The sequence below is a fragment of the Yoonia sp. SDW83-1 genome (genome assembly GCF_046762885.1).
GTDB lineage: Bacteria > Pseudomonadota > Alphaproteobacteria > Rhodobacterales > Rhodobacteraceae > Yoonia.
In genome coordinates, this window is the sequence record NZ_JBKQXO010000021.1 from 1 (window position 1) to 25,845 (window position 25,845).

Annotated in this window: 34 protein-coding genes; 30 read left to right on the forward strand and 4 right to left on the reverse strand. The window is 56.7% G+C overall.

Features of this window, described 5'->3' with window-relative positions:
- The 18 genes from ACFWW4_RS19650 to ACFWW4_RS19735 all read left to right on the forward strand — a co-directional run.
- Positions 1-540, forward strand: a 540-nt coding sequence (locus tag ACFWW4_RS19650) for an EF-Tu/IF-2/RF-3 family GTPase (protein ID WP_411892416.1), incomplete at its 5' end; no start/stop codon positions are given.
- A 344-nt stretch (positions 541-884) separates the two neighbouring features.
- A complete protein-coding gene (locus tag ACFWW4_RS19655; protein ID WP_411892417.1) occupies positions 885-1,610 on the forward strand; it encodes a hypothetical protein in 726 nt (241 codons plus the stop codon).
- A gap of 240 nt (positions 1,611-1,850) precedes the next feature.
- Positions 1,851-2,165 carry a 30S ribosomal protein S10 gene (gene rpsJ, locus ACFWW4_RS19660; protein ID WP_339954202.1) on the forward strand — a complete coding sequence of 105 codons (315 nt, stop codon included), beginning with the start codon at positions 1,851-1,853 and terminating at the stop codon, positions 2,163-2,165.
- Between the two features lie 12 nt (positions 2,166-2,177).
- The gene (gene rplC, locus ACFWW4_RS19665; RefSeq protein WP_393927431.1) at positions 2,178-3,029 is read left to right on the forward strand and encodes a 50S ribosomal protein L3; all 852 of its coding nucleotides are present in this window, start codon (positions 2,178-2,180) and stop codon (positions 3,027-3,029) included.
- Positions 3,019-3,639, forward strand: a complete 621-nt coding sequence (gene rplD / locus ACFWW4_RS19670; protein WP_393927429.1) for a 50S ribosomal protein L4 — start codon at positions 3,019-3,021, stop codon at positions 3,637-3,639. Before rplC ends, rplD begins: the two co-directional genes overlap by 11 nt.
- Complete coding sequence (locus ACFWW4_RS19675; RefSeq protein ID WP_393927426.1) at positions 3,636-3,932, forward strand: 50S ribosomal protein L23; 297 nt, start codon at positions 3,636-3,638, stop codon at positions 3,930-3,932. The genes rplD and ACFWW4_RS19675 overlap by 4 nt, the downstream gene beginning before the upstream one ends.
- Positions 3,933-5,012: 1,080 nt before the next feature.
- A complete protein-coding gene (gene rplB / locus ACFWW4_RS19680) occupies positions 5,013-5,855 on the forward strand; it encodes a 50S ribosomal protein L2 (RefSeq protein ID WP_393927421.1) in 843 nt (280 codons plus the stop codon).
- Between the two features lie 2 nt (positions 5,856-5,857).
- The gene (gene rpsS, locus ACFWW4_RS19685; RefSeq protein ID WP_008236480.1) at positions 5,858-6,136 is read left to right on the forward strand and encodes a 30S ribosomal protein S19; all 279 of its coding nucleotides are present in this window, start codon (positions 5,858-5,860) and stop codon (positions 6,134-6,136) included.
- A gap of 3 nt (positions 6,137-6,139) precedes the next feature.
- Positions 6,140-6,520 (forward strand): 50S ribosomal protein L22, encoded by a 381-nt coding sequence (gene rplV / locus ACFWW4_RS19690; protein WP_411892418.1) that lies wholly within the window; start codon positions 6,140-6,142, stop codon positions 6,518-6,520.
- Positions 6,520-7,224, forward strand: a complete 705-nt coding sequence (gene rpsC / locus ACFWW4_RS19695) for a 30S ribosomal protein S3 (protein WP_393927418.1) — start codon at positions 6,520-6,522, stop codon at positions 7,222-7,224. The genes rplV and rpsC overlap by 1 nt, the downstream gene beginning before the upstream one ends.
- A gap of 12 nt (positions 7,225-7,236) precedes the next feature.
- Positions 7,237-7,650, forward strand: a complete 414-nt coding sequence (gene rplP / locus ACFWW4_RS19700; RefSeq protein ID WP_100367924.1) for a 50S ribosomal protein L16 — start codon at positions 7,237-7,239, stop codon at positions 7,648-7,650.
- A 1,050-nt stretch (positions 7,651-8,700) separates the two neighbouring features.
- Positions 8,701-10,650: an acetate--CoA ligase gene (acs, locus tag ACFWW4_RS19705; RefSeq protein WP_411892446.1), complete on the forward strand. Its 1,950-nt coding sequence runs from the start codon at positions 8,701-8,703 to the stop codon at positions 10,648-10,650.
- Positions 10,650-11,336 carry an adenylate kinase gene (locus tag ACFWW4_RS19710; protein WP_411892419.1) on the forward strand — a complete coding sequence of 229 codons (687 nt, stop codon included), beginning with the start codon at positions 10,650-10,652 and terminating at the stop codon, positions 11,334-11,336. The genes acs and ACFWW4_RS19710 overlap by 1 nt, the downstream gene beginning before the upstream one ends.
- Before the next feature lie 63 nt (positions 11,337-11,399).
- Positions 11,400-11,678 carry a DUF4212 domain-containing protein gene (locus ACFWW4_RS19715; RefSeq protein WP_393927601.1) on the forward strand — a complete coding sequence of 93 codons (279 nt, stop codon included), beginning with the start codon at positions 11,400-11,402 and terminating at the stop codon, positions 11,676-11,678.
- 3 nt (positions 11,679-11,681) lie between these two features.
- Positions 11,682-13,481 (forward strand): sodium:solute symporter family protein, encoded by a 1,800-nt coding sequence (locus ACFWW4_RS19720; protein WP_393927602.1) that lies wholly within the window; start codon positions 11,682-11,684, stop codon positions 13,479-13,481.
- 96 nt (positions 13,482-13,577) lie between these two features.
- The gene (locus tag ACFWW4_RS19725) at positions 13,578-15,404 is read left to right on the forward strand and encodes a DUF294 nucleotidyltransferase-like domain-containing protein (RefSeq protein WP_411892420.1); all 1,827 of its coding nucleotides are present in this window, start codon (positions 13,578-13,580) and stop codon (positions 15,402-15,404) included.
- A gap of 26 nt (positions 15,405-15,430) precedes the next feature.
- Positions 15,431-15,952 carry a hypothetical protein gene (locus tag ACFWW4_RS19730; RefSeq protein ID WP_411892421.1) on the forward strand — a complete coding sequence of 174 codons (522 nt, stop codon included), beginning with the start codon at positions 15,431-15,433 and terminating at the stop codon, positions 15,950-15,952.
- Between the two features lies 1 nt (position 15,953).
- Positions 15,954-17,351: an exonuclease domain-containing protein gene (locus ACFWW4_RS19735; protein ID WP_411892422.1), complete on the forward strand. Its 1,398-nt coding sequence runs from the start codon at positions 15,954-15,956 to the stop codon at positions 17,349-17,351.
- A gap of 115 nt (positions 17,352-17,466) precedes the next feature.
- Here the strand turns inward: ACFWW4_RS19735 and ACFWW4_RS19740 are convergent, their stop codons facing one another.
- Positions 17,467-18,090 (reverse strand): TIGR02466 family protein, encoded by a 624-nt coding sequence (locus ACFWW4_RS19740; protein WP_411892423.1) that lies wholly within the window; start codon positions 18,088-18,090, stop codon positions 17,467-17,469.
- 42 nt (positions 18,091-18,132) lie between these two features.
- Positions 18,133-18,381 (reverse strand): YdcH family protein, encoded by a 249-nt coding sequence (locus tag ACFWW4_RS19745; RefSeq protein WP_393927411.1) that lies wholly within the window; start codon positions 18,379-18,381, stop codon positions 18,133-18,135.
- Positions 18,382-18,575: 194 nt separating this feature from the next.
- Between ACFWW4_RS19745 and ACFWW4_RS19750 the strand changes: the two genes are divergently transcribed.
- Positions 18,576-19,652, forward strand: a complete 1,077-nt coding sequence (locus tag ACFWW4_RS19750) for a LysM peptidoglycan-binding domain-containing protein (protein WP_411892424.1) — start codon at positions 18,576-18,578, stop codon at positions 19,650-19,652.
- Between the two features lie 380 nt (positions 19,653-20,032).
- On the opposite strand, the gene ACFWW4_RS19755 is transcribed toward ACFWW4_RS19750, so the two are convergent.
- Both ACFWW4_RS19755 and ACFWW4_RS19760 read right to left on the reverse strand, forming a co-directional pair.
- On the reverse strand, positions 20,033-20,365 hold the full coding sequence (locus ACFWW4_RS19755) for a hypothetical protein (RefSeq protein WP_393927407.1): 333 nt from the start codon (positions 20,363-20,365) through the stop codon (positions 20,033-20,035).
- Positions 20,366-20,669: 304 nt separating this feature from the next.
- Entirely contained in the window at positions 20,670-21,212 is a 543-nt protein-coding gene (locus ACFWW4_RS19760; RefSeq protein WP_411892425.1) for a hypothetical protein, read from the reverse strand.
- Between the two features lie 97 nt (positions 21,213-21,309).
- Here ACFWW4_RS19760 and rpmC point away from each other — a divergent pair, with 97 nt between their 5' ends.
- The 11 genes from rpmC (at position 21,310) to rpmD (ending at position 25,654) form a co-directional block, all read left to right on the forward strand.
- Positions 21,310-21,516 (forward strand): 50S ribosomal protein L29, encoded by a 207-nt coding sequence (gene rpmC, locus ACFWW4_RS19765; protein ID WP_393927403.1) that lies wholly within the window; start codon positions 21,310-21,312, stop codon positions 21,514-21,516.
- A gap of 4 nt (positions 21,517-21,520) precedes the next feature.
- Complete coding sequence (gene rpsQ / locus ACFWW4_RS19770) at positions 21,521-21,751, forward strand: 30S ribosomal protein S17 (protein WP_019953317.1); 231 nt, start codon at positions 21,521-21,523, stop codon at positions 21,749-21,751.
- A 79-nt stretch (positions 21,752-21,830) separates the two neighbouring features.
- Positions 21,831-22,199 (forward strand): 50S ribosomal protein L14, encoded by a 369-nt coding sequence (gene rplN / locus ACFWW4_RS19775; RefSeq protein WP_108813549.1) that lies wholly within the window; start codon positions 21,831-21,833, stop codon positions 22,197-22,199.
- On the forward strand, positions 22,199-22,504 hold the full coding sequence (rplX, locus tag ACFWW4_RS19780) for a 50S ribosomal protein L24 (protein WP_411892426.1): 306 nt from the start codon (positions 22,199-22,201) through the stop codon (positions 22,502-22,504). The genes rplN and rplX overlap by 1 nt, the downstream gene beginning before the upstream one ends.
- On the forward strand, positions 22,504-23,067 hold the full coding sequence (rplE, locus tag ACFWW4_RS19785) for a 50S ribosomal protein L5 (protein WP_393927398.1): 564 nt from the start codon (positions 22,504-22,506) through the stop codon (positions 23,065-23,067). The genes rplX and rplE overlap by 1 nt, the downstream gene beginning before the upstream one ends.
- Before the next feature lie 20 nt (positions 23,068-23,087).
- Positions 23,088-23,393 carry a 30S ribosomal protein S14 gene (gene rpsN, locus ACFWW4_RS19790; RefSeq protein ID WP_339955412.1) on the forward strand — a complete coding sequence of 102 codons (306 nt, stop codon included), beginning with the start codon at positions 23,088-23,090 and terminating at the stop codon, positions 23,391-23,393.
- Between the two features lie 12 nt (positions 23,394-23,405).
- Positions 23,406-23,798, forward strand: a complete 393-nt coding sequence (rpsH, locus tag ACFWW4_RS19795) for a 30S ribosomal protein S8 (protein ID WP_393927394.1) — start codon at positions 23,406-23,408, stop codon at positions 23,796-23,798.
- Positions 23,799-23,807: 9 nt separating this feature from the next.
- Positions 23,808-24,341 (forward strand): 50S ribosomal protein L6, encoded by a 534-nt coding sequence (gene rplF / locus ACFWW4_RS19800; protein ID WP_393927392.1) that lies wholly within the window; start codon positions 23,808-23,810, stop codon positions 24,339-24,341.
- Between the two features lie 11 nt (positions 24,342-24,352).
- On the forward strand, positions 24,353-24,718 hold the full coding sequence (gene rplR, locus ACFWW4_RS19805) for a 50S ribosomal protein L18 (protein WP_411892427.1): 366 nt from the start codon (positions 24,353-24,355) through the stop codon (positions 24,716-24,718).
- Between the two features lie 132 nt (positions 24,719-24,850).
- Complete coding sequence (rpsE, locus tag ACFWW4_RS19810; RefSeq protein ID WP_393927388.1) at positions 24,851-25,453, forward strand: 30S ribosomal protein S5; 603 nt, start codon at positions 24,851-24,853, stop codon at positions 25,451-25,453.
- Positions 25,454-25,465: 12 nt separating this feature from the next.
- Positions 25,466-25,654, forward strand: a complete 189-nt coding sequence (gene rpmD / locus ACFWW4_RS19815; RefSeq protein ID WP_393927386.1) for a 50S ribosomal protein L30 — start codon at positions 25,466-25,468, stop codon at positions 25,652-25,654.
- Positions 25,655-25,845 lie beyond the last annotated feature (191 nt).

A 25,845-nucleotide genomic window follows, 5' to 3' on the forward strand; every position in this document is an offset into this window, starting at 1 on the left:
GAGGACGTGTTCTCGATCTCCGGCCGTGGTACAGTTGTGACCGGTCGTGTCGAGCGTGGCGTGATCAATGTCGGCGACGAGATCGAGATCGTGGGTATCCGCGACACCAAGAAGACGACCTGCACAGGCGTTGAAATGTTCCGCAAGCTGCTGGACAGCGGTGAAGCCGGCGACAACATCGGCGCCCTGCTGCGTGGTGTCGACCGTGAAGGTGTCGAGCGTGGCCAGGTGCTGTGCAAGCCCGGTTCGGTCAAGCCGCACACCAAGTTCGAGGCCGAAGCCTACATCCTGACCAAGGAAGAGGGCGGTCGTCACACGCCGTTCTTTGCCAACTACCGTCCGCAGTTCTATTTCCGGACCACAGACGTGACCGGCACGGTTGAGCTGCCCGCTGGCACCGAAATGGTGATGCCGGGCGACAACCTGAAGTTCAACGTTGAACTGATCGCGCCGATCGCCATGGAAGACGGCCTGCGCTTCGCCATCCGCGAAGGCGGCCGCACCGTCGGCGCCGGGGTCGTGTCGAAGATCGTCGAATAACCCGTAGGGTGGGTGCTTGCACCCTTCTCACAGAAACAAACAAAGGCCGCTCCAACAGGGGCGGCCTTTTTACGAATATAGGTAGGTTATGCGGAACATAACCTACGTTGAGTATCCTAGGCCATGTACATTATACTGTTTGAAAAGCTTCCTTTCCAAATGAGCAAAGCGCCAAAATGTCCTTTCGCAGGCTTCAGTCGATTATTGATCTACGCAGAACGGCAGTTCAACTCATGGAACAATCGTCGCAGGGCTTATCTAAACTAGAGTTTCAGATGCTAGATCAACTTAGGAGTTCAATGGCTGGGCGAGCACCAACGTGGACGTTAGACTTTGATGCCGAAATGTTACGAGAAATCCATCTAAAAGCCGCCTCACCCAGTGACCAAAACACACAATTCCTCGCTGCTACTTGTCTCCTACTACTTGTTCGATTTGAAAATCCAAACCGCGGTAGTGACTTCCAGTGGGAGTGGGATACGTTTGCACCTATTTACAGAAATGCAGACAATACGGTTCGCGCTGCGATAATGAACGGTTTTGAGCAAGCGAGAAGATACTCGCTCGTATCGGAAGATGTGCGCCCAAAACCCTCTGACCGCGTTACGAACCTAAGAGAAGACGTTCTGGCTCCTTTGGTCCATTTGGCAAAGTCGCTTACCAACGAAGAACGAGAGCGGATTGCCACCGCTGACTACGGTCATGATATCAAAAAACACTTTGATGCCCTCAATGCCTTGCTTGAAAGCGAAACATGCCTCTATCCATTTGGGGAGGTTTGGTACCCGGCCGAGGTGATCGAATTGGTTTCTCACAGCGAAGACAGTCCCGGCTTTGCAGGCTGCACCGCGATCATGCTCGTCAATGCAATCTATGATAACGACAGCAGGGGCAACGCAGACTATCGATGGACGGCACATAGGCTTTCTTATGATGTGTTGGAGGGGCGCCAAAGAAAGGTCATTCATGGTGGGTTTCGTTATGTTTACGAAGCAAACCAAGACTGGGACCCATACTGGGAAGAGTTTGCTCCAGAGCGTTTACCAACAAACAGTTTCCTGCCGCTCTAAAATGCTGAAGTTATTGGCTGCTGCAGGTCATGGCACTTAACCCGAGTGCCGATTGGGAAACGCGTTGTGAACGAAATACAAACCCCCTTTACACCACCCCCGACTCCCCCTATACGCCCGCTATCCAGCAAGGGTGCGGTCCGCCGTGCCCTTTATACGTTGGACAAAAGACGCGATGAGGGTGCCGGATGAGCCGGTATCGTCCAATCCGATCTTCACCCCAGTATAAGGGGATGAAATATGGCCGTTCAAAGCCAAAACATCCGTATCCGCCTCAAGGCGTTTGATTACCGGGTGCTTGATGCAAGCACACAGGAAATCGTCAGCACAGCCAAGCGCACAGGCGCTTCTGTCCGTGGCCCGATCCCACTTCCCAACAAGATCGAAAAATTCACCGTTCTGCGTGGCCCCCACGTGGACAAGAAATCCCGCGATCAGTTCGAGATCCGGACGCATAAGCGCCTTCTCGACATCGTGGACCCGACACCGCAGACCGTGGACGCGCTGATGAAGCTCGACCTGGCCGCCGGTGTCGACGTTCAGATTTCCGTATAAGGAGTTAACAGCATGCTCCGTACCGGACTTATTGCAAAGAAAGTCGGGATGACCCGGCTGTTCATGGAAGACGGCAAGCAGATTCCTGTGACCGTTCTTTCGCTCGAAAACCTGCAGGTCGTCGCACAGCGCACCGCTGACAAGGACGGCTATGTCGCCGTTCAGCTGGGTGCTGGCAATGCCAAGGCAAAGCGGACCTCCAAGGCGATGCGCGGTCATTTTGCCGCCGCCAAGGTGGAACCCAAGCGCAAGGTCGCTGAGTTCCGCGTGGCCCCTGAGAACCTGATCAATGTGGGCGAAGAAATACTCGCCAACCATTACTTCGAAGGTCAGTATGTGGACGTGTCCGGCACATCCATCGGTAAAGGTTTTGCCGGTGCGATGAAGCGGCACAACTTTGGTGGTCTGCGCGCGACACACGGTGTGTCGATCTCTCACCGTTCGCATGGCTCCACCGGCCAGTGTCAGGACCCCGGCAAGGTGTTCAAAGGCAAGAAGATGGCCGGTCATATGGGGGCGGCGAAAGTCACCACCCAGAACCTGCAAGTGGTCAAGACCGATGCCGACCGTGGCGTGATCATGGTCAAAGGTGCTGTTCCCGGATCAAAAGGTGGCTGGGTCACAATCAAGGATGCGGTGAAAAAGCCGACACCTGAAAACGTGATCTATCCTGCCGGTCTGAAATCCATGAAGGAAGAAGCCGAAAAGCTGGCCGCCGAAGCCGCAGCCGCAGCCGCCGCTGAAGAGGAGGCCGCCGCCAAGGCCGCAGCCGAGGCAGAACAGGCCGCACTGGAAGCCGCTGAAGCCGAGGCCGCAGCCGAAACAGATGCCCCAGAAGAAGGAGGCGACAAAAATGAAGGCTGATGCAATCAAACTGGACGGCAAGAAAGCCGGATCCGTTGATCTGAACGACGACATCTTTGGTCTGGAGCCCCGCAAGGACATCCTGCACCGCGTCGTCCGCTGGCAGCGTAACAAGGCAATGGCAGGCACACATGACACGCTTGGCCGGTCCGAAGTGTCCTATTCCACCAAGAAGATCTATCGCCAGAAGGGCACCGGCGGCGCACGTCACGGCTCGCGCGGCGCGCCGATCTTCCGCTCGGGCGGTGTCTACAAGGGGCCAACCCCCCGCAGCCACGCCCACGACCTGCCCAAGAAGTTCCGTAAGCTGGGTCTGAAGCACGCACTGTCCGCGAAAGTGGCCGCAGGCGAGCTGGTGATCGTCGACACGATCGAAGTGAAGGACGCCAAGACCGGCGCGCTGGCCAAAATGGTCGGCAACCTGGGCTGGAAACGCGCACTGGTCATCGACGGGGCCGAAGTGAACGAAAACTTCAAAAAGGCCGCGGCCAATATCTCAACCATTGACGTGCTGCCCAGCCAGGGTGCCAACGTCTATGACATCCTGCGGTCGGACACGCTTGTGCTGACCAAGGCAGGCGTCGAAGCACTGGAGGCTCGTTTGTCATGAGCGCGAAAGCAGAACATTACGACGTGATCCGCAAGCCGATCATCACCGAAAAGGCAACCATGGCGTCCGAACAGAACGCGGTTGTGTTTGAAGTGGCCATCGACGCCAACAAGCCGATGATCAAAGAGGCCGTCGAAAGCCTGTTCGGGGTCAAGGTGAAAGCGGTCAACACATCAATCACCAAAGGCAAGGTCAAGCGGTTCCGCGGCTCACTCGGCACCCGCAAGGATGTCAAGAAAGCCTACGTGACGCTCGAAGAGGGCAACACGATCGACGTCTCCACCGGTCTTTGATCCGGGTCTGATAAGAATGAAAAGCCCTCGGCGATTGCCGGGGGCTTTTTCGTTGTAGGGTGGGTACAACCCACCATCCCGACATTAGCGTAAGCCGAGCGCGCGCCTGCCCGTGGGATGGCGCAGCTGCCCTTGATGTCTGGCACTTTATGGCAGCCACACATACGCCAAGGTTGCGATGCGCGTGACGGCACCAAAGCGCCAGCCCGCTGGGACGGGCAGGCGCTCGCCCGGCGCCTTCGGCTTGTTCCGGGCTGTTCAGATACCTTAGTGATCTCTCAATAGCAACCAAACTGGCAGTTCAACCAACTGTTGTGTTTCAGATAGCGCCAAGCAAAGACTATATCTGCGATGTCCCTCAACTAGAATGAATCCTTCAGGAATCTCTTCAGCAGATGCCTCTGAGTATTCTCTGACGAGATGGCCGTCTCTATTGTCAACGACCACAATGGGAATAGGTGGTTTACGATGAGACACCATGTACTGAGCAGTGCTATAATTTGATTGGCTCAAAAGATATTTGCCGGCTTTGAGGCAGTCTCGTCCGCCGACTTCATATTCACTTAGACGGGAACGAATACTTCCTACATCGTCTACTGCCCACTGAACGCGCCTATATGAGTAGTTCTGGCTCTTTAGGAATCCAAAGGGCGAGTAGTTCCAGTGTTCATGGATCCAGTATTGCGCGACTTCTTCTGGTACTTTGTCAAAGTATTCGCTCGCTGACTTCCACCATGACTTGAAGGACGTTGCGACTCCTCCAGTGTCGTGAAATGCCGGTGCTAAATTCTCGGGATAGTTATTCACGTAGCTAAGTCGAACCTCATCGTTGGAAGGTTGGAATTGTTGGGTTGAAACTTTTGTGTGGATCTTAGGTGTCTGGTTAGTTTTGATGATACCACGGGTTGAAAGCGAGTCACCAACACCCCCTTGCCACCCCACCCATCCCCCGCTATACGCCCCTCATTCACTCCACCCCGGATTCGTCCGGGGTGCTGTGCTTTTGACCATCGGGCACCTACGGGGGCCTTAACCACATAGGCCCCACACGGGGCCGCCAAGCAAACGGAAGAAGCTAACATGGCACTCAAGTCGTACAAACCGACGACGCCGGGCCAGCGTGGGCTGGTGCTGATCGACCGTTCGGAGCTTTGGAAAGGACGTCCTGTCAAGGCCCTCACAGAGGGTCTGACCAAGTCAGGCGGCCGGAACAACACCGGACGGATCACCATGCGTCGCATTGGTGGGGGCGCAAAACGCCTTTACCGTATCGTCGATTTCAAGCGCAACAAACTGGACATGTCCGCCGTTGTCGCCCGCATCGAATATGACCCGAACCGGACCGCTTTCATCGCACTGATCCAGTACGAAGACGGCACCCAGAATTACATCCTTGCCCCGCAGCGTCTGGCTGTCGGTGACAAGGTGATTGCCTCGGCCAAGGCCGATATCAAACCCGGCAACGCAATGCCCTTCAGCGGCATGCCAATCGGGACGATCGTTCACAACATCGAACTGAAAGCAGGCAAAGGCGGCCAGATCGCCCGTGCTGCTGGCACCTATGCGCAGTTCGTCGGTCGTGACGGGGGCTATGCCCAGATCCGCCTGTCCTCTGGCGAATTGCGCCTGGTCCGCCAGGAATGCATGGCCACTGTTGGCGCGGTCTCGAACCCCGACAACTCCAACCAGAACTTCGGCAAGGCTGGCCGCAACCGCCACAAGGGCATCCGCCCAAGTGTCCGTGGTGTTGCCATGAACCCGATCGACCACCCCCATGGTGGTGGTGAAGGCCGGACATCTGGTGGTCGTACGCCTGTGACGCCTTGGGGCAAAGACACCAAGGGCAAGCGTACCCGTAACAAAAACAAAGCGTCGCAGCGGCTTATCGTCCGTTCGCGTCACGCCAAGAAGAAGGGTCGTTAATTATGGCTCGTTCCGTCTGGAAAGGTCCGTTCGTCGATGCCTACGTGCTGAAGAAAGCCGAAGCATCCCGCGAAAGTGGCCGCAACGAAGTGATCAAGATCTGGTCGCGTCGTTCTACCATCCTGCCTCAGTTCGTTGGCCTGACCTTCGGGGTCTACAACGGCAAGAAGCATATCCCCGTCAACGTCAGCGAAGACATGATTGGTCAGAAGTTTGGTGAATATTCACCGACCCGCACCTATTACGGTCACGCCGCCGACAAAAAAGCGAAGCGGAAATAAGTCATGGGCAAGGAAAAGAACCCCCGCCGCGTGGCCGACAACGAAGCCATGGCAAAACTGCGCATGCTTCGCACGTCCCCGCAGAAACTGAACCTTGTGGCTGGCCTGATCCGCGGCAAGAAAGTCGAACAGGCACTGACCGACCTGACTTTCTCCAAAAAGCGGATCGCTGGTGACGTGAAGAAATGTCTTCAGTCCGCCATCGCAAACGCAGAAAACAACCACAACCTGGACGTCGACGAACTTGTCGTCGCCGAGGCTTATGTGGGTAAAAACCTGATCATGAAGCGCGGTCGCCCCCGGGCCCGTGGCCGGTTTGGCAAGATCATCAAGCCGTTTTCGGAAATCACCATCAAGGTGCGTCAGGTTGAGGAGCAATCATAATGGGTAATAAAGTAAACCCGATCGGCATGCGCCTCCAGGTCAACCGCACCTGGGACAGTCGCTGGTACGCCGATACCAAAGACTACGGTGACCTTCTTCTCGAAGACCTCAAGATCAAGGACTTCATCAAGAAAGAATGCGCTCAGGCTGGCGTCAGCCGCGTGATCATCGAACGCCCGCACAAGAAGTGCCGGGTGACCATTCACGCCGCTCGTCCCGGTGTTATCATCGGTAAAAAGGGTGCGGATATCGAAGGTTTGCGCAAGAAGCTGGCAAATCTGACATCGTCCGAGTTGCACCTGAACATTGTCGAGGTCCGCAAGCCCGAGCTGGACGCAGCCTTGGTCGCCGAATCCATCGGTCAGCAGCTGGAACGCCGGGTGTCCTTCCGTCGCGCGATGAAGCGTGCCGTGCAGAACGCCATGCGTATGGGTGCCTTGGGTATCCGGGTGAACCTCGCCGGTCGTTTGGGTGGCGCTGAAATCGCACGTACCGAATGGTACCGCGAAGGTCGCGTGCCGCTGCACACCCTGCGCGCCGACATCGACTATGCACTGTACGAGGCGATGACGCCCTACGGGATCATCGGCATCAAGGTCTTCATCTACAAAGGTGAAATCATGGAGCATGATCCGTCAGCGCACGACCGCAAACATGCCGAGCTGCAAGAGGGTGCCATCCCTCGCGGCCCCGGCCGCCGCTAAGGAGTAGATGATATGCTGCAACCAAAGCGCACCAAACACCGCAAGCTGCACAAGGGCCGCATTCGTGGCGAAGCCAAGGGCGGGTCTGACCTGAACTTTGGCACTTACGGCCTGAAGGCCATCGAACCGGAGCGTATCACAGCGCGCCAGATCGAAGCCGCCCGTCGTGCCATGACGCGCCACATGAAGCGTCAGGGCCGCGTCTGGATCCGTATCTTCCCCGATACGCCCGTGACGTCCAAGCCCGTCGAAGTTCGTATGGGTAAGGGTAAAGGCTCCATCGATTTTTGGGCATGCAAGGTCAAACCCGGCCGCGTGATGTTCGAAATCGACGGCGTGAACGAAACAATCGCCCGCGAAGCTTTGCGTCTGGCTGCCATGAAGCTGCCAATCAAGACACGTACAGTGGTTCGGGAAGACTGGTAACTCGTCAAGTCCCACTGATATGACATCGAAGCTTACATCTTTGGAAAACAAGATGTTGCTCGAACGGTTTGAGAATATCCCCCGCTGAGAACTCAGCGGGGGATATTTTTTTAAGGTCGCCGGTCCGTGTCAGATTTTACACACTGATGACAAAGCTGGGATGGATGAGGTCTGCGCACGCAGCAACAGTAGTCCTGATTTCACATTAGCCAAATTACGAAGCTGAGAAGCATAAGGCCTATTCTTTCAGGCTTTTTAGTTAGCTCCGCCGGAACTAAAGGGCTATTGGTCTGTTATCGTTCTGAAGCAAAGCAGAGGTTTTTTTATGTCAGCACCTGAAACAAACGTCGAAACGCAAAAGAAACGTCACCGGGGGCCGTTGGTTGGCATTCTCGCTGCGGTCTTGTTGGTTGCGGCCGTTTTTGTCGCCTTTCTTGCATGGACCGCTGATGATGTTGACACCACGGTACAGGATGGCGGCGCTTCGGCTGTTTCGGGCAACTGACGCCGTGTTGATCGGCGGCATAAAGTACTTATATCAGAAATAAGAGTAATAATGACAGGTATCGTTCACGCGACGCCATGACTTGCGAGTAGTTGCCCAAAGCTGACTGATGCTCATAGAACTTGGGTTGTGACACGCTCGATTCGAGATAGCGAAGATGTCATGCCCACCCCTGTCATACGCTCTCGTCCACAACTCAGCCGCGCGGGTCAAAGCATCACCTGCCAAGTTGGTGACATAAAAAGCCGGGATGCTCTTTGGGCGCTAACGGCGAAATCCTTTCCCCAAAGTTAACAGACAAAAATGCTGGTATTGCCTGTAGTTGAGGTCGCCAAGCGGTAGAATTTTACAAGCTCTTCACAGGTATGAAAAAAAATTTGCAAAAAAAATGATTTAAGCCAATGGTTTAGTTTATGTGTGGCCCAGATGTCTCTATTACTCCTTTACAGGGCGTGGGGACGAACGGCTATCTTTATGAAAGGGTGTCCCTTCGCCATCAGTTTGAGGAGGCTGACATGGACACCATCGAACAACCCGATAACGAAATGGCCCAGAGCTCCGGTGACGCAAAGGATGCGGCGCGGACACCGCACGTGAATGCAGCACAGTATCAATCCATGTATCAGGCTTCGATTGCCGATCCTGATGCCTTTTGGGCAGAGCAGGGCAAGCGTCTGGATTGGATCAAGCCGTTCACGAAGGTCAGGAATGTCAATTTCGATCTCGGTAATGTTTCGATCAAATGGTTCGAAGATGGTGTGTTGAATGTGTCCGCCAACTGCATTGATCGCCACCTTGAAACGCGGGGCGATCAGACAGCGATTATCTGGGAACCTGACGATCCAAACGACAAGGCCCTGCACATCACCTACAAGGATTTGCACCGCAGCGTGTGCAAGATGGCCAATATCCTTGAAACGCTGGGCGTCAAGAAAAGCGACCGGGTCGTGATCTATCTGCCGATGATCCCCGAAGCCGCCTATGCCATGCTGGCCTGCGCCCGGATTGGCGCGATCCACTCCATTGTCTTCGCCGGCTTCTCGCCTGATGCGCTGGGTGCGCGGATTAATGGCTGCGATGCGAAGGTCGTGATCACGGCAGATGAGGCGCCGCGCGGCGGGCGCAAAACAGCGCTGAAGTCGAACACCGATGCGGCCCTTTTGCATTGTAGCGACAAGGTCAAATGTCTTGTCGTCAAGCGCACCGGTGGTCAGACCACATGGACCGACCGCGACTATGACTACAACGAAATGGCGCTTGAGGCGGATGATCACGCAGCCCCCGCCGAAATGAATGCCGAGGATCCGCTATTTATTCTGTACACTTCGGGTTCGACTGGGCAGCCGAAAGGCGTCGTCCATACATCGGGCGGATACCTGACCTACGCGGCGATGACCCATGAACTGGTCTTCGACTATCACGAGAGCGATGTCTTTTGGTGCACAGCTGATGTGGGTTGGGTCACGGGCCACAGCTATATTGTCTATGGTCCGCTGGCCAATGGCGCGACCACAATCATGTTCGAAGGCGTTCCGACCTATCCAGATGCGGGCCGGTTCTGGGCTGTGTGTGAAAAGTACAAGGTGAACCAGTTCTACACCGCGCCTACCGCGATCCGCGCCTTGATGGCGGCCGGTAACGATCCCGTGGAAGCTTACGATCTGTCTGACCTTCGTGTGCTCGGTACCGTCGGCGAGCCGATCAACCCCGAAGCTTGGAATTGGTACAACGATGTCGTGGGCAAAGGGAACTGCCCTATCGTCGATACCTGGTGGCAGACAGAGACTGGTGGTCATCTGCTGACACCGCTGCCTGGCGCGACAGAGTTGAAACCGGGTTCTGCGCAGCAACCGTTCTTTGGTATTGTGCCCAAGGTGCTGGACCCGCAATCAGGCGAAGAAATCACGACGACCGAAGCAGAGGGCGTGCTGGTGTTGGCCGATAGCTGGCCGGGTCAGATGCGCACCGTCTGGGGTGATCACGAGCGGTTCGAGAAGACCTATTTCAGCGACTACAAGGGCTACTACTTCACTGGTGACGGCTGCCGCCGCGATGCGGATGGCGATTACTGGATCACAGGCCGCGTCGACGATGTTATCAACGTCTCTGGTCACCGGATGGGCACGGCAGAGGTCGAAAGCGCGCTGGTCGCCCATGCCAAGGTGGCCGAGGCTGCAGTCGTCGGTTACCCCCATCCCGTCAAGGGGCAGGGCATCTATGCCTATGTCACCCTGATGAACGGGCAGGAACCGTCTGAGGAACTGCGCAAGGAACTTGAAACTTGGGTGCGGTCGGAAATCGGGCCGATTGCCAAGCCTGACCTGATCCAGTGGGCACCCGGTTTGCCAAAGACCCGTTCGGGCAAGATCATGCGGCGCATTCTGCGCAAGATTGCCGAAGATGATTTTGGATCGCTTGGTGACACATCTACGCTGGCTGAACCCGCCGTCGTGGATGACCTGATCGAAAATCGCATGAACCGGGAGGACGCGTAATGGACGGCTCCCGGCAACCACAAACGCCGCCTGTTCTTATCCTGTTGGGGCCTCCGGGTGCTGGAAAAGGCACCCAGGCGCGGATGCTGGAAGAACAGTTCGGGCTGGTGCAATTGTCCACCGGGGACTTGCTGCGCGCCGCAGTCGCTTCAGGCTCCGATGCGGGCAAGGCCGCCAAGGCCGTCATGGAAGCCGGTGATCTTGTCAGCGATGACATTGTCATATCCATCTTGCGTGACAGACTGTCGGCGCCTGACTGCACCAAAGGTGTGATCCTGGACGGGTTCCCGCGCACCACTGCACAAGCAGAAGCCTTGGACGAGATGCTGTCTGAGACTGATCAACTGATCGACGCGGCGATCCTGCTGGAAGTGGACGACGTGAAAATGGTTGTCCGCATCGCCGGGCGGTTCACCTGTGGGGCCTGTGGTGAGGGGTATCACGACACCTTCAAGACGCCCAAAGTTGCAGACACCTGCGACAGCTGTGGTGCACAGCAGATGACACGTCGGGCGGATGACAATGCAAAAACGGTGATGTCACGTCTTGATGCATATCATGAGCAGACAGCCCCACTGATCGCATACTATAAGGACAAGGGCGTGCTGCGTCGCGTGGATGCAATGGGGGAGATTGCCGCGATAAAGGATGCCATTGGCGCACTCACCAAGAGTGTCGTGGCCTGAGGAGACGGGCCGGACGGTCACCGTCCGTTCCCAAATTAGCCAATAAACAAGGAGGAGCGCCATATGGCGGATCAAACATCACAAACACGAGCGGCCCGGGACGGGGTAGGCTATTGGAAGGCCAATCTCAGGCTTATCATCATCAGTCTTGTCATATGGGCGCTGGTGTCCTTTGGGTTCGGCATTCTGCTGCGTCCGATGCTGGCGGGGATTGAGGTCGGCGGCACCGATCTTGGTTTCTGGTTTGCCCAGCAGGGGTCAATCCTCGTCTTTCTGGCTCTGATCTTTTTCTACGCCTGGCGGATGAACAAGCTCGACCGTGAATACGGTGTAGAGGAGTAACCAATGGACCAGTTTACAATAAACCTGTTGTTTGTAGGCGGTTCATTCGCGCTCTACATCGGCATTGCGATCTGGGCCCGTGCTGGGTCCACGTCAGAGTTTTATGCAGCCGGTCGCGGCGTGCATCCCGTCACCAACGGGATGGCTACGGCGGCTGACTGGATGTCGGCGGCCTCATTCATCTCGATGGCGGGTCTGATTGCCTTTACGGGATATGACAACTCGACCTTCCTGATGGGCTGGACTGGCGGCTATGTGCTGCTGGCGCTGCTTCTTGCGCCTTACCTGCGCAAGTTCGGCAAATTTACCGTGTCTGAATTCATCGGTGACCGGTTCTATTCCCAAACCGCGCGGCTTGTGGCGGTGATCTGTCTGATCGTGGCCTCGGTCACATATGTGATCGGGCAGATGACCGGTGTGGGCGTGGCCTTTGGGCGGTTCCTTGAGGTGTCGAACACCACAGGCCTGCTCATCGGTGCTTGCGTGGTCTTTGCCTATGCCGTTTTTGGCGGGATGAAGGGTGTGACCTATACCCAGGTGGCACAGTACTGCGTGTTGATTACGGCCTATACGATCCCGGCTGTGTTCATCTCGCTGCAGCTGACTGGTACGCCGATCCCGGCGCTGGGTCTGTTCAGCGAAACGGCCGCGACAGGTGGTGAGGGCAGCGTGTATCTGTTGACCAAGCTCGACCAGATCGTGACCGATCTTGGCTTCGCCAGCTACACCGAGGCGCATAAAGACAACCTGAACATGGTTTTGTTCACGTTGTCACTGATGATCGGTACGGCTGGTTTGCCTCATGTGATCATGCGCTTCTTCACCGTGCCAAAGGTGTCTGACGCGCGCTGGTCTGCAGGCTGGACGCTGATTTTCATCGCGCTTTTGTACCTCACAGCCCCGGCTGTTGGTGCAATGGCTCGCCTGAACATCACCGAACTGATGTGGCCGAATGGGACGAACGGCGATGCTGTGTCCGTTGAGACCATCGAAACTGATCCGACCTATGACTGGATGCTGACATGGCAGAAAACCGGTCTTCTTGATTGGGAAGACAAGAACGGTGACGGCCTGATCCAGTACTATAATGACGGTTCAGAAGCGATGGCTGAAAAGGCTGCGGCAAACGGCTGGGAAGGGAACGAGTTGACAAACTTCAACCGTGATATCCTGGTGCTGGCGAACCCGGAGATTGCCAACCTGCCAGGTTGGGTAATCGGTCTGGTTGCTGCCGGTGGTCTGGCCGCTGCCCTGTCCACTGCGGCGGGTCTGCTTCTGGCCATCTCGTCAGCAGTGTCGCATGACCTCGTCAAAGGGGCGATCAATCCCAACATCTCCGAAAAGGGCGAGCTTTTGTCAGCCCGGATTGCGATGGCGGTGGCGATTGTCGTGGCGACGTGGCTGGGTCTCAACCCGCCTGGATTTGCGGCGCAAACCGTAGCACTGGCCTTTGGTCTGGCTGCAGCGTCAATCTTCCCGGCTTTGATGATGGGCATCTTCTCAACGCGCGTGAATAATGTCGGCGCTGTGTGTGGGATGCTGGCAGGTCTGATCTTCACCCTGCTTTACATCTTCCTGCACAAGGGTTGGTTCTTTGTTGCTGGCACCAATTCCTTCCCGGATACGGTTGACGGATCCCTCTTCGGTATCCAGTCCACTGCAATCGGGGCGGTGGGTGCGCTGATCAACTTCGGTGTGGCCTATGCTGTGTCGATGTCGACCAAAGACACACCGCAAGAGATCAAGGACCTGGTCGAAAGCGTACGTGTGCCATCCGGCGCAGGTGCAGCAGTCGATCACTAAACAAAATCGGGGCCAGCGGCATATATGTCGCTGGCCCCGCCCTTTGGGTTGATGCAAGCTGGGGCCTTGCGAACCTTCTGACCGCGGGACATCTGAATGACCGACGACGCCCTTTCTTTACTGAAAAACCTGCATCCTTATGACGCGCTGCCCGAAGTGGCGCTTCTTGCGCTGATTGACGCCGCCAAGCTGGTCAAGCTGCACAAGGGTGAAGATGTCTATCGCTTTGGCGAGCCTCTTGAGGGGCTTTACATCATTGAAAGCGGGCGTGTGTCTGTGCGCGATGAAGGCGGCACGCAAATCTCTGTCCTGCAACGTGAAAACTCCTTTGGTGAGCGTGGTCTTCTGAAAGAGGGGCTGGCCGCGACGTCTGCGTCAGCCGAAGAAGACAGCCGCCTGATCTGCATTCCACCTGATATGTTCCATAAACTGCGCGCGGATCATGAACCGGTGCGTCAGTTTTTTGACCGCCATCCATCTGATGCGGTGAAACAGTCACTCAACCGTTTTGATCTGGCCAGCGTGCAAGTCGAAACGCTGATGGTACGCGATCCCCTGACATGCACCCCAGCTGAGACCATTCAGAAGGCTGCCCAACAGATGCAGGCCCATCGTATCTCGTGCCTGTGCGTGGTGGAACAGGACAAGCTGGTCGGCATCGTCACCCTGCGCGACCTGTCGGGAAAGGCGCTGGCGCAAGGGCTGGCTCATGACACCGCCGTCAGCGCGGTCATGACACCCAATCCCCGTGTGTTGCCGCCATCGGCCATCGGTTCAGATGTGCTGCATCTGATGATGGAACATAAGCTGGGCCATCTGCCTATTGTCTTGGCGGGCAAGCTGGTTGGCATCGTCACGCAAACCGATTTGACCCGGTTTCAGGCGTCAAATACGGCCGTTTTCGTGGGTGACGCGGCCAAGGCTGATACCGTGGCCGGGCTTGCGGCGGTGACACAACGTATCCCGAACCTGCTGGTCCAACTGGTGGCAGCGGGCAATCGCCATGATGTCGTGACCCGGATGATCACGGACATCGCCGATGTGGTGACACGTCGCCTGTTAGGTCTGGCCGAAGAGAAGTTTGGCCCGCCACCGGCGCGCTATGTCTGGCTGGCCTGTGGTTCTCAGGGACGGCAGGAACAAACCGGCGTATCGGATCAGGACAATTGCCTGATCCTCGAAGACGACCTGAGCGAGGCGGCACTGGCCTATTTCGAACCTTTCGCCCAGTTTGTCAGTGATGGGCTGAATGCCTGCGGCTATGTCTATTGCCCTGGGGATATGATGGCCACCAACCCCCGCTGGCGGCAGCCCCTATCAGTGTGGCGGGAATATTTCGACTGGTGGATCAAAAACCCAAGCAAAGAGGCGCAGATGCTGGCCTCTGTCATGTTTGACCTGCGGCCAATCGGTGGAGATTTTTCGCTGTTCGATGGATTGCAGGCCGAAACGTTGGCTGCGGCATCGGCCAATTCAATCTTTACCGCACATATGGCCACAAACGCGCTGACCCACGCAACACCGCTGGGGTTGCTGAAGGGATTGGCGACCATCCGGTCCGGTGAAAATCGCAATACCATTGACATGAAACTTAACGGGGTGGTGCCGGTCGTTGATCTGGGCCGGATGTACGCGCTTATGGGCAATCTTGATGCGGTGAATACACAGGCGCGGCTGCGGGCCGCGATTGATACCAGAATTATTAGCCAAAGCGGCGGGCGCGATCTGCTCGACGCTTATGATCTGGTGGCCCAGACCCGGTTGGAACATCAGGCCGGACTGATCAAGGATGGCAAATCACCGGATAACTTTCTGCCCCCTGCCAAACTGTCTGCCTTTGAACGCAGCCATCTGCGCGACGCCTTTGTGGTCATCAAGACAATGCAATCTGCCTTGATGCAAGGACGGGGTGTTTTGGGCTAGACTGAACGAAAGAAGAAGGAAGCCTGATGATATTTGAACTGATCGGCACAATCGTTGCCGGCGCGGCTGTGGCGCTACTTGTCTGGGCGCTGAACCGGACTTTGAAGGGCCGGTTGCCCAAATGGCTGATACCTGCCTCAGCCGGGGCCGCGATGCTGCTTGCCACGATCTCCAGCGAATATAGCTGGTTTGATCGCACCGCAGCGACGATGCCCGAGGGGATGGTTGTCGCACAGGCAATCGAGGAAAAGGCGTTCTATCGCCCCTGGACCTATGCCGCACCGTTTGTATCGCGCTTTGTCGCCGTCGATCAGGCCACCACACGCACGCACCCCAACCAGCCTGACCAGCGGCTCGTCGACCTGGTCTTTTACGGCCGCTGGGCGCGGACAGCCAAGGTACCGATGCTCTTTGATTGCGCAAATGCCAGACGCGCGGATGTGCTTGACGGGATAGACTTTGGCGCGGATGGCACCGTCTTGAATGCGGATTGGCGGAATGTGGATGCGACCGATCCGATCCTGATCAAGGCGTGCGAGGATTTGTGACATGAAAGACCTTAGCCTCAGACTCAGGGTATTCCTGTTCTTCTGTCTGATCGGCTTTGGCGGGCTGCTGGTCGTTGTCCTGGCGTTATGGCTGGGATTTCGACAACTGGATGATCCTGACGCTATGTCGGCATTCGTGACTATTGGTATCGTGTCAGCCTTTGGTCTGATCGCGCTTGCGGCCTTTGTCTGGCTGCTCTTCGATGAAAACGTCAGCAAACCGATCGAGGCGTTGGCGGCGCAGTTCCGTGTCCGCGCCGATGCCGATATCGACACTGCCATTGACGCGCAAACGGCAAAATATCTTGGCGATCTGGCCCCGGCGGCAACAGCGATCAATCGCAAGCTGGGCAAGATGTCCCAGACCATCACAGAAACTGTCGCGCAAAAAACGGCCCGGCTGGAACGGCAGCGGCAGCAACTTTTACGGATACTGTCCGACGTGCCCATCGCGGTAATCGTGGCGTCGCATGACCATCAGATCGTGCTTTATGATGGGCAAGCCGCCGATCTGATGGAGCGCGAGGCACCCGCCCGGCTCAACTGTTCGGTCTTTGATTATCTTGATGAAGCGACCGTGCGCGAACTGCTGTCAAAGATGAGCGAAAAGAAACAGGTGCGGCGCGAGGCCACGATCAAGGGCAAATCCGGGGCGGTCTATACAGGTCACATTCGCCTGTTTGACAAAGACGGCGGTTACACCTTGATGCTTGAACCACTCGCCCCTGATGCTTCACGTCCGCTGGTCTATGATTTCGACCTCCTAGACAAAGAACGCCCGGGCGACCCAAATGATGCCGCGTTGCGTGACCTGACTTTTGTTGTGTTCGACAGCGAAACTACCGGGCTAAACCCGGCAAAGGACGAGGTCGTGCAACTGGGCGCAGTCCGGATCGTAAACGGCAAGATCATCCATTCAGAGATTTTCGACGCATTGGTCAATCCCGGCATGCCGATTCCGCCAGGGTCAACCAAAGTTCACAGGATCACCGACAAGATGGTGGCGGATGCGCCACGGTTTCCACTTGTGCGGGCGGATTTTCATGCATTTGCAAAAGATGCAGTGATCGTGGCGCATAACGCCCCTTTCGACATGGCGTTTCTGCATCGTTATGCCAAACAAACAGGCCTGCATTTCGAAAACCCGATCCTCGACACCGTGCATCTGTCGGCCATCGTTTTCGGCGGGTCTGCCGAGCATACGCTGGACGCGCTTTGCGACCGGCTGGAGGTAGAGGTCCCTGTCGCATTGCGCCACACGGCGCTTGGCGATGCGATGGCCACGGCCGAGGCCTTTGTGGCCATGCTGCCCATACTCGAAGGGCGGGGCTTGCGGACCTTTGGCGAAATCAAGGCCGAGATGCACAAACACGCCCGCATCCTCGCTGTTCAGGACTGATCTTGCGGGAAAAAGCGCTTTGAAGACGCGAGGCTTCTTTAACAACAATAGTAAAGAATCCGACTGACAATCCGTTGGGGTCCGCCCCTTATCTCCGCAAAGCCGGGACCACCGATCACTCCCAGCTATAGTTGAAACTGACGGATATCCGTTCGTCATCTTCGGCCATATTCATGGGCACTTCGTGTCGCAGCCAGCTTTCCCACAGCAGCACGTCGCCGACTGCGGGGTCGATGTAGATGAACGGGCGCAACTCGTCCCGCGCCTCTTTTGTCCGTGTCGGGGCGGCCATCATCATGGGCAGGCGCGGGTCTTCGAGTTTCAGCGCGCTGGCCCCGTCGGGCATCGCCACATAAGTCGTGCCGCTGATCACTGAATGGGGGTGGATATGGCCGGTATGGATACCGCCGGGGGGGAGGATGTTGATCCAGATATCTTCCAGCTTCAGGGACTTATCGCCCAGATCGAACTGCAAATCCCTTGCAAATTCAGCCACATGGGCGTCCAGTGCCTTGATCAGATCGGCAAAGATCGGGAACCGCCAGGGCAGGTCCGTCAGGGACGCATAGGAGGTGTAGCCGGGATAGCCATTCGCCTCGCACCAGTCCTGCCCGGCCTCGTCATCATCGGCGATGACAAGGCAGGAGGTCTGCAGCTCGGTCGGGTCAACAGCACCGCCACGCTCGGACAGTTTGGCGTGGTAAAGACGGGTTGCGAAAAGGGATCTGATATCAGCCATGGCCCGTCTTAACCCAGGCCATAGCGATGCGCGAGAGGGTGTTTACCCCGCTGCCTGTTTGGTCAGGTAGGCATAGATCTGATCCTTGAGCATCACGCGTTCCTTGCGCAGGTCAATCAGATGATCGTCGGAGGTGGGTTCGACATTTGTCTCGGCCCGGTGCACCGCCCGATTGGTCACGTGATACGCGTCGAACATCTTGGCGAAATGAGCGTCGGACTGGCGCAGATCGTGTATGCGATCGACATGTTCTGGAAACTCTTCGGCCAGTTCGTGCGGGGTGTGGGACATTTGTCTCTCCTGTTTTGTGTTGGGCCCAGATTATCCGGCGCGCGGGTGGCGTCGTTGATGCAAATCAAGAAATGGATTCTGCCCAAATGGCGGCAAATTAACCGGTGTTCTGCCAAATTCCCGCCACATCCGCTGTCTACGCACAGGCATCAAACGGGCCTAGCCCGTCATAAAATGCAAAAAGGCGAAACGATATGCGTTTACTCAAATCTTTTCTTCTGACATCCGGCCTGTGCTTCGCGGCGGCGTCCGCTTCGGCGCAAAACATCGCGTGCGGGCAGGATTATGTTGTTGAATCAGGCGATTATCTGTCCAGCATTGCCAGGCGGGTCTATGGCGATACGGCCAATTATACCCTGATCTACAGCGCCAATGTGGATGTCATCGGTGGCGATCCCGGTGCGATCAATGTGGGTGACCGGCTGTTTATTCCCTGCCTTGACGGGGCGGTGCAGGCATCGACCGCTGATGCCTCTGCGATCCGTCAGCGCACGATCGAGGCGCTGCCCGGCCCATCGGGTGACCGCCCCATTCGCGTGTTGACCGCGACCGGCTGGGCGCCGTTCATGGATGAAGATCAGGCGCAGGGCGGATTGTTGACTGAGATCATCAACCTGGCGCTGGAGAATGCCGACAGCAAGCCGGAGTACCAGATTGATTTCATCAATGATGATGGCGCGCATCTGCAGCCGCTGATCACCGACCACGCCTATGATATCAGCATTGGCTGGAGCCAGCCGAACTGTGAATTGTTCGACAAGCTGGAAGATGAATCCAAGTTCCGTTGCAACAATCTGGCGTTCAGTGATCCGCTTTATGAGGAAGTGCTGGGCTACTACAGCCCGTCCGCCGATCCTGCATTTGCAGAGCATTCCGCGCTGCATGGCAAGCGCATCTGCCGGGCCGAGGCCTATACGCTCGCGCCGATGGAAGAGGTTGATCTGGTCGCCCCGGTGATCGAAGTTGTCCGGGCGCCGACCGCGGCCGACTGCGTGAATTTTATCCTTGAAAACAAGGCTGATGCGGCGCTGATCGCTGTCGATGTGGCCGAAGGCCGGATCGCTGAACTGGGTGCACAGGACCGCGTCCAGATGCATGAGGCGCTGACATTTGTGGACGTGCTGCATGCGGTGATCGCCAAGACCCATCCACAGGCGGATGAGATTCTGGCGGTGGTCAATAACGGGCTGGGCAACATCAAGGAAACTGGATTGTGGTTCCAGACTGTGCGCCGCCACATGACCGCCTTTCGTGAGTTGAGCCAAGGTTAAACGGCTTTCTTTGACGCTGTTGAAACACCCGCCCGGTTACCTCGGGCGGGTGTTTTGCGTGCGGGGGTCCGCAACGTTCGGTGGGGGGCAGACGGGCGCGCAACACCCCGACAGGGCCGTTTTTGCGAATCATCAGTTAATACTGGGGTTTTGGCGAAAATGAGCGGTCGGCATCGCGTCGGCAAAACGTCGGACTTGCGTCGGACCCTTTTGGGCGATTTTGCCGGTTTAACGCGGCGCACGGTGCAAGTGTGAATGCGGCGTTAAGACATACAGCTGATTGATCCGCTCGGGGAACAACCTGAAGGCCGCACAGCTTTTCATGCGGCCTTCGGCTATATGGGACGATGCCGGATGTCGGAACACCCGGCATGACGATATCACCGCAGGGTGAAAATCTGATAGGCCAGTTCCTGACCATCCTTATTGATCACGGCCAGCACTTCGCTTGGTGCGCCAAGGCCGACATCCATGCGCACGTTTTCATTCACGCCGGGCAATAGCGATTCTGTCGCCAGCAATTCGCCCTTGGTGCCGCAGTGGAAGGAATAAAGCTCCAGCGTGCCACCATCATCGGCCCGAACGGTGCCCAGATCAATCTGGTCGCCCGCTTCAATGGTGTGGTCGAGTTGGAAATAAGAAGTGTCTGCGAAAGCGAAACCGGCCGAGCCAATAGCCACGAGACATGCCAGCGTAGTTTTAATTCTAAACATCGTTTTCTCCTATATAGACGTGTCTGGCCCAGGCTATTGATATGACGCTTATCTGCATCATGGTTGCCGCCAATACGGGACAGTGAATAAGGCATGGCGGTGCCTGGGCCTTTCAAGCGTAATGCGGCGCGGGCCGGGCAGATTGATGTTTGTCAATTAGAAGGAAAGGGTGGGGTGGCGTTTCCCCGCGAGCTGTTTCCTATGCCCCGGACGGGCGTGGGGTTGGTAGGGGCAACGTTTGGTATGAGGTCCCGGATCAAGTCCGGGACTGCGTTGCGTAATAGTGCTGAGGGCAGCGCCCGACCTACCGTCCGGGCAAGACGGCTGGACCGGTCGCCTTTGCCAAACGGGCATTCACGATTTCAACCACAAACGGGTTCTCCTCATCAATCCTGACTTCGGCCAGGCGGCGACGGCCAAACCGGCTATCCGCAGTCGCGAGTCCTCTTAGGAGTGGATTGGGCTTCGATGCAAACTCGTCTATCGACCAACTGAGGGACTGGTGAAGATCATCGTATGCCCTGAATTCCGTCGTGATGCCGTGCGCATCAAAGTCTTCAGGCTGGCGGTAGTATTGTCCGGCGCTGTCTCTGTACGCTGCATATTCGGACGCTGAAAAGATCTTCTTGTTGTCCAGCAAGACAAAGAACTCGCCATTCTCGCTGCGCGTCGGCTTGGAATACTTCGTGAGTTCAACAGAAAGGCGACCCTGTAATGCATGCGCGAAGCGGACTTCTAACTGTTGTTTTAGCTTGGACCAGCGCAATTGCATCGCCTCCTGTGATCTGTTCTTCACGGATACCGCGTCGCGGTCGATTTTCAACAGTAATAACTCTTGCCAACCCAACCATCCCCCCCTATACGGCCCACTTCTACACCCACTCCACCGGGAATCGGGTCACGCTTGCGTAGCGGCCTGCCGGTGATGTTGAAAGGACAAGGCAATGAATGCCAAAGAACTGCGGGAGAAAACTCCCGATCAGCTCCGTGAAGAGTTGACCAATCTGAAGAAAGAAGCCTTTAACCTGCGCTTCCAGCAGGCCACCGGCCAGCTTGAAAACACTGCCGCGATGCGTGCCGCCCGCCGGAACGCCGCGAAAGTCAAAACCATTCTGAACGAAAAGGCCGCAGCGGCCGCATCGGAGGCTTGAGAGTATGCCTAAGCGTATCCTGCAAGGGGTTGTGACAAGCAACCAGAACGCCCAGACCGTCACTGTTCAGGTCGAGCGCCGTTTCAAGCACCCGCTGCTGCAAAAGACCGTCCGTAAGTCCAAGAAATACCGGGCCCACGACGAAAACAACGCTTTCAACGTTGGTGACACCGTCCGTATCCAGGAATGTGCGCCGAAATCGAAAACCAAACGCTGGGAGGTTATTGCTTCTTAAGCAGTAACAGCCTGGTTCAACGAAACCCTGGGGGTCCGGTCGGAAATCGGACATATCCCCAAAGGTCGGGAGAAACCAAATGATCCAGATGCAGACCAATCTGGATGTAGCTGATAACAGCGGCGCCCGCCGTGTTCAGTGCATCAAGGTTCTGGGTGGTTCCCACCGTCGTTACGCGAGTGTCGGTGACATTATCGTCGTATCGGTGAAGGAAGCCATTCCACGTGGTCGCGTAAAGAAAGGTGACGTCCGCAAGGCCGTCGTCGTACGCACCGCCAAAGAAGTTCGCCGCGAAGATGGCACCGCCATCCGCTTTGACAGCAACGCTGCTGTCATCCTCAACAACAATAATGAGCCGATCGGTACACGTATCTTTGGCCCGGTTGTTCGCGAGTTGCGCGCCAAGAACTTCATGAAAATTATCTCGCTTGCTCCGGAGGTGCTGTGATGGCTGCCAAACTCCGCAAAGGTGACAAGGTCATCGTGCTGGCCGGCAAGGACAAGGGCAAGACAGGCGAGATTTCGTCGGTTGACCCGAAATCCGGCAAGGCCATCGTGGACGGGATCAACATCTCGATCCGTCATGTGAAACAGTCTGCGCAATCTCAGGGTGGCCGCACGCCGAAGGCGATGCCGATCCAGCTGAGCAACCTCGCGATTGTTGATGCAAATGGCAAGGCGTCTCGCGTCGGCTTCCGTATGGATGGCGACAACAAGGTCCGTTTCGCCAAGACAACAGGGGATGCGATCTGATGCTTGACGCTGCAAACTATACCCCCCGCCTGAAGGCTCTTTATGCGTCGACCGTTCGTGCGTCGATGAAGGAAGAGTTCGGCTATAAGAATGACATGCAGATCCCACGTTTGGACAAGATCGTTCTGAACATTGGCTGCGGTGCCGAAGCTGTCCGTGACAGCAAGAAAGCCAAGTCAGCCCAGGAAGACCTGACCACCATCGCCGGTCAGAAAGCCATGACAACCAAGGCCAAGAAATCGATCGCCGGTTTCCGCGTCCGCGAGGACATGCCTCTGGGTGCCAAGGTCACATTGCGCGGCGACCGGATGTATGAATTCCTGGATCGTCTGATCACAGTGGCCATGCCCCGTATCCGCGACTTCCGCGGCGTGTCGGGCAAGTCTTTTGATGGCCGCGGCAACTATGCCACCGGCCTGAAAGAGCACATCGTGTTCCCCGAAATCAACTTTGATAAAGTTGATGAGATGTGGGGAATGGACATCGTCATCTGCACCACAGCGAACACTGACGCTGAAGCAAAAGCATTGTTGAAAGCCTTCAACATGCCATTCAACAGCTAAGCGCCAGGGAGAGATTAGATATGGCTAAGAAATCCATGATCGAGCGCGAGAAGAAGCGCGAAAAGCTGGTGGCCCAGTACGCTGAAAAGCGCGCCGCGCTGAAGGCGATCATCAACGACCGCGACAAGCCCGTCGAAGAGCGGTTCAAGGCATCCCTTGAATTGGCAAAACTGCCCCGCAACTCTTCGGCAACCCGTCTGCACAACCGTTGCCAGCTCACCGGGCGTCCACACGCCTATTACCGTAAACTGAAGATCAGCCGGATCGCGCTGCGGGACCTTGGGTCCAATGGCGAAATCCCCGGCATGGTCAAGTCAAGCTGGTAAGGAGCATATGATATGAACGATCCTATCGGTGATATGCTGACCCGTATCCGCAACGGCCAGATGCGCGGCAAAAGCACGGTGGAAACACCTGCCTCCAAGCTGCGCGCTTGGGTCCTGGATGTGCTGTCCGACGAAGGCTACATCCGCGGCTACGAAAAGAAGGACGGCAAAGACGGCCATCCTGCTTTCGAAATCAGCCTGAAGTATTACGAGGGCGCCCCTGTCATTCGCGAAGTCAAGCGGGTCTCAAAACCCGGTCGTCGCGTGTATCTGGGTGCCAATGACCTGCCTTCCGTCCGTCAGGGCCTGGGTGTGTCGATTGTCTCCACCTCCAAGGGTGTGATGTCGGATGCAAATGCACGGGCGGCCAATATTGGCGGCGAAGTGCTCTGCACTGTATTCTAAGGGGAAATCATGTCTCGTATTGGTAAAAAACCGATTGAGCTGCCCTCTGGCGTCACCGCCAGCGTGTCAGGTCAGACCGTTGAAGTGAAAGGCCCCAAGGGGACCCGCAGCTTCAAGGCCACTGACGATGTGACCATCAGCGTTGATGGCAATGTCGTCACTGTCGAACCTCGCGGCAAATCCAAGCGCGCGCGCCAGCAGTGGGGCATGAGCCGCACAATGGTCGCCAACCTGGCCACCGGCGTATCCGAAGGCTTCAAGAAAGAGCTGGAGCTGTCGGGCGTGGGTTACCGGGCGCAGATGCAGGGCAACACCCTGAAACTGTCGCTGGGCTATAGCCACGATGTCGATTTCGAAGTGCCTGCAGGCGTCACAGTGACCGCCCCCAAGCAGACCGAAATCACCGTGGAAGGTATCGACGAGCAGCTTGTGGGCCAGGTCGCGGCGAATATCCGTGAATGGCGCAAGCCCGAGCCCTACAAGGGCAAGGGTATCAAGTACAAAGGCGAATATATCTTCCGCAAAGAAGGTAAGAAGAAGTAAGGACCGCAAAAATGGCAAACAGCAAGAGACAACTGTTTCTGAAGCGCCGTATGCGCGTTCGGAACAAGCTGCGCGGTGTGACCGCCAATCAGGGCCGCGCCCGTCTGTCGGTACATCGCAGCAACAAGAACATCAGCGTCCAGCTGATCGACGATGTGAACGGGGTCACGTTGGCCTCGGCTTCATCGCTCGAAAAGGATCTGGGCGTGGTTGGCAAGAACAACGTCGAAGCCGCTTCGAAAGTGGGTGCCGCAATCGCGGAACGCGCCAAGAAAGCCGGTGTCGAGGTTGCGTATTTCGACCGCGGTGGGTTCCTCTTTCACGGCAAGATCAAGGCTTTGGCCGATGCAGCCCGTGAAGGTGGTTTGAAAATCTAAACGGTGCGGTGGGTTTCACCCACCCTACCAACATCCTGTAGGGTGGGTGAAACCCACCCTCGATGATCTGGGGCTTCGGCCACTTGGATCGGACAACCGGGCGGGAGCCCATCGAAACAAAGGACGCCATCAATGGCAGAACGTGACAACCGCGGCCGTGGCCGCAACCGTGAAGAACAGACCCCAGAGTTTGCCGACCGTCTGGTCGCCATCAACCGGGTGTCCAAGACCGTCAAAGGTGGTAAGCGCTTTGGCTTTGCCGCTCTCGTCGTTGTTGGCGATCAGAAAGGCCGCGTCGGTTTCGGCAAGGGCAAGGCGAAAGAAGTCCCCGAGGCGATCCGCAAGGCCACGGAGCAGGCCAAGCGCCAGATGATCCGCGTCGCCCTGCGCGACGGCCGGACCCTGCACCACGATATCGAAGGCCGTCATGGCGCCGGTAAAGTGGTTATGCGTCAGGCGCCGGTTGGTACCGGGATCATCGCCGGTGGTCCAATGCGTGCCGTGTTCGAAATGTTGGGTGTACAGGACGTTGTGTCCAAATCCATCGGGTCGCAGAACCCCTACAACATGATCCGTGCCACCATGAACGGCTTGAGCAAAGAGCAATCCCCACGCAACGTCGCCCAGCGTCGTGGCAAGAAGGTTGCCGACATTCTGCCCAAGCGGGACGTTGTCGACCAGCAAAGCGATGTGGCCCACAACACCACCGCCGCTGAAGCCACCGCAGACGCGTAAGGAGACACTGACATGGCAAAAACTATCGTCGTCAAGCAGATCGGCTCCCCGATCCGTCGCCCCGAAAAGCAGCGTGCCACGCTGATCGGTCTGGGCCTGAACAAGATGAACCGCACTCGCGAGCTGGAAGACACACCTTCCGTGCGCGGTATGGTCAACTCCATCTCTCACCTCGTCGAGATCATCGAAGAGCGCGGGTAACGGTAAGGTGCGCTGAGGCGCGCAATTCAGAATGATAAAACGTCCTTGGGAAACCAGGGGCGTTTTAATTTTGAGCATGGCGTGTTCATCTGCAGTCCAAAATCGCGCGGTATATCAAAATTGGTTGGACGATTTGTAGCATGAAAGCCAGAAACACAATCCCGAGTGAACAGTCGCTCCGTTACTCTGTT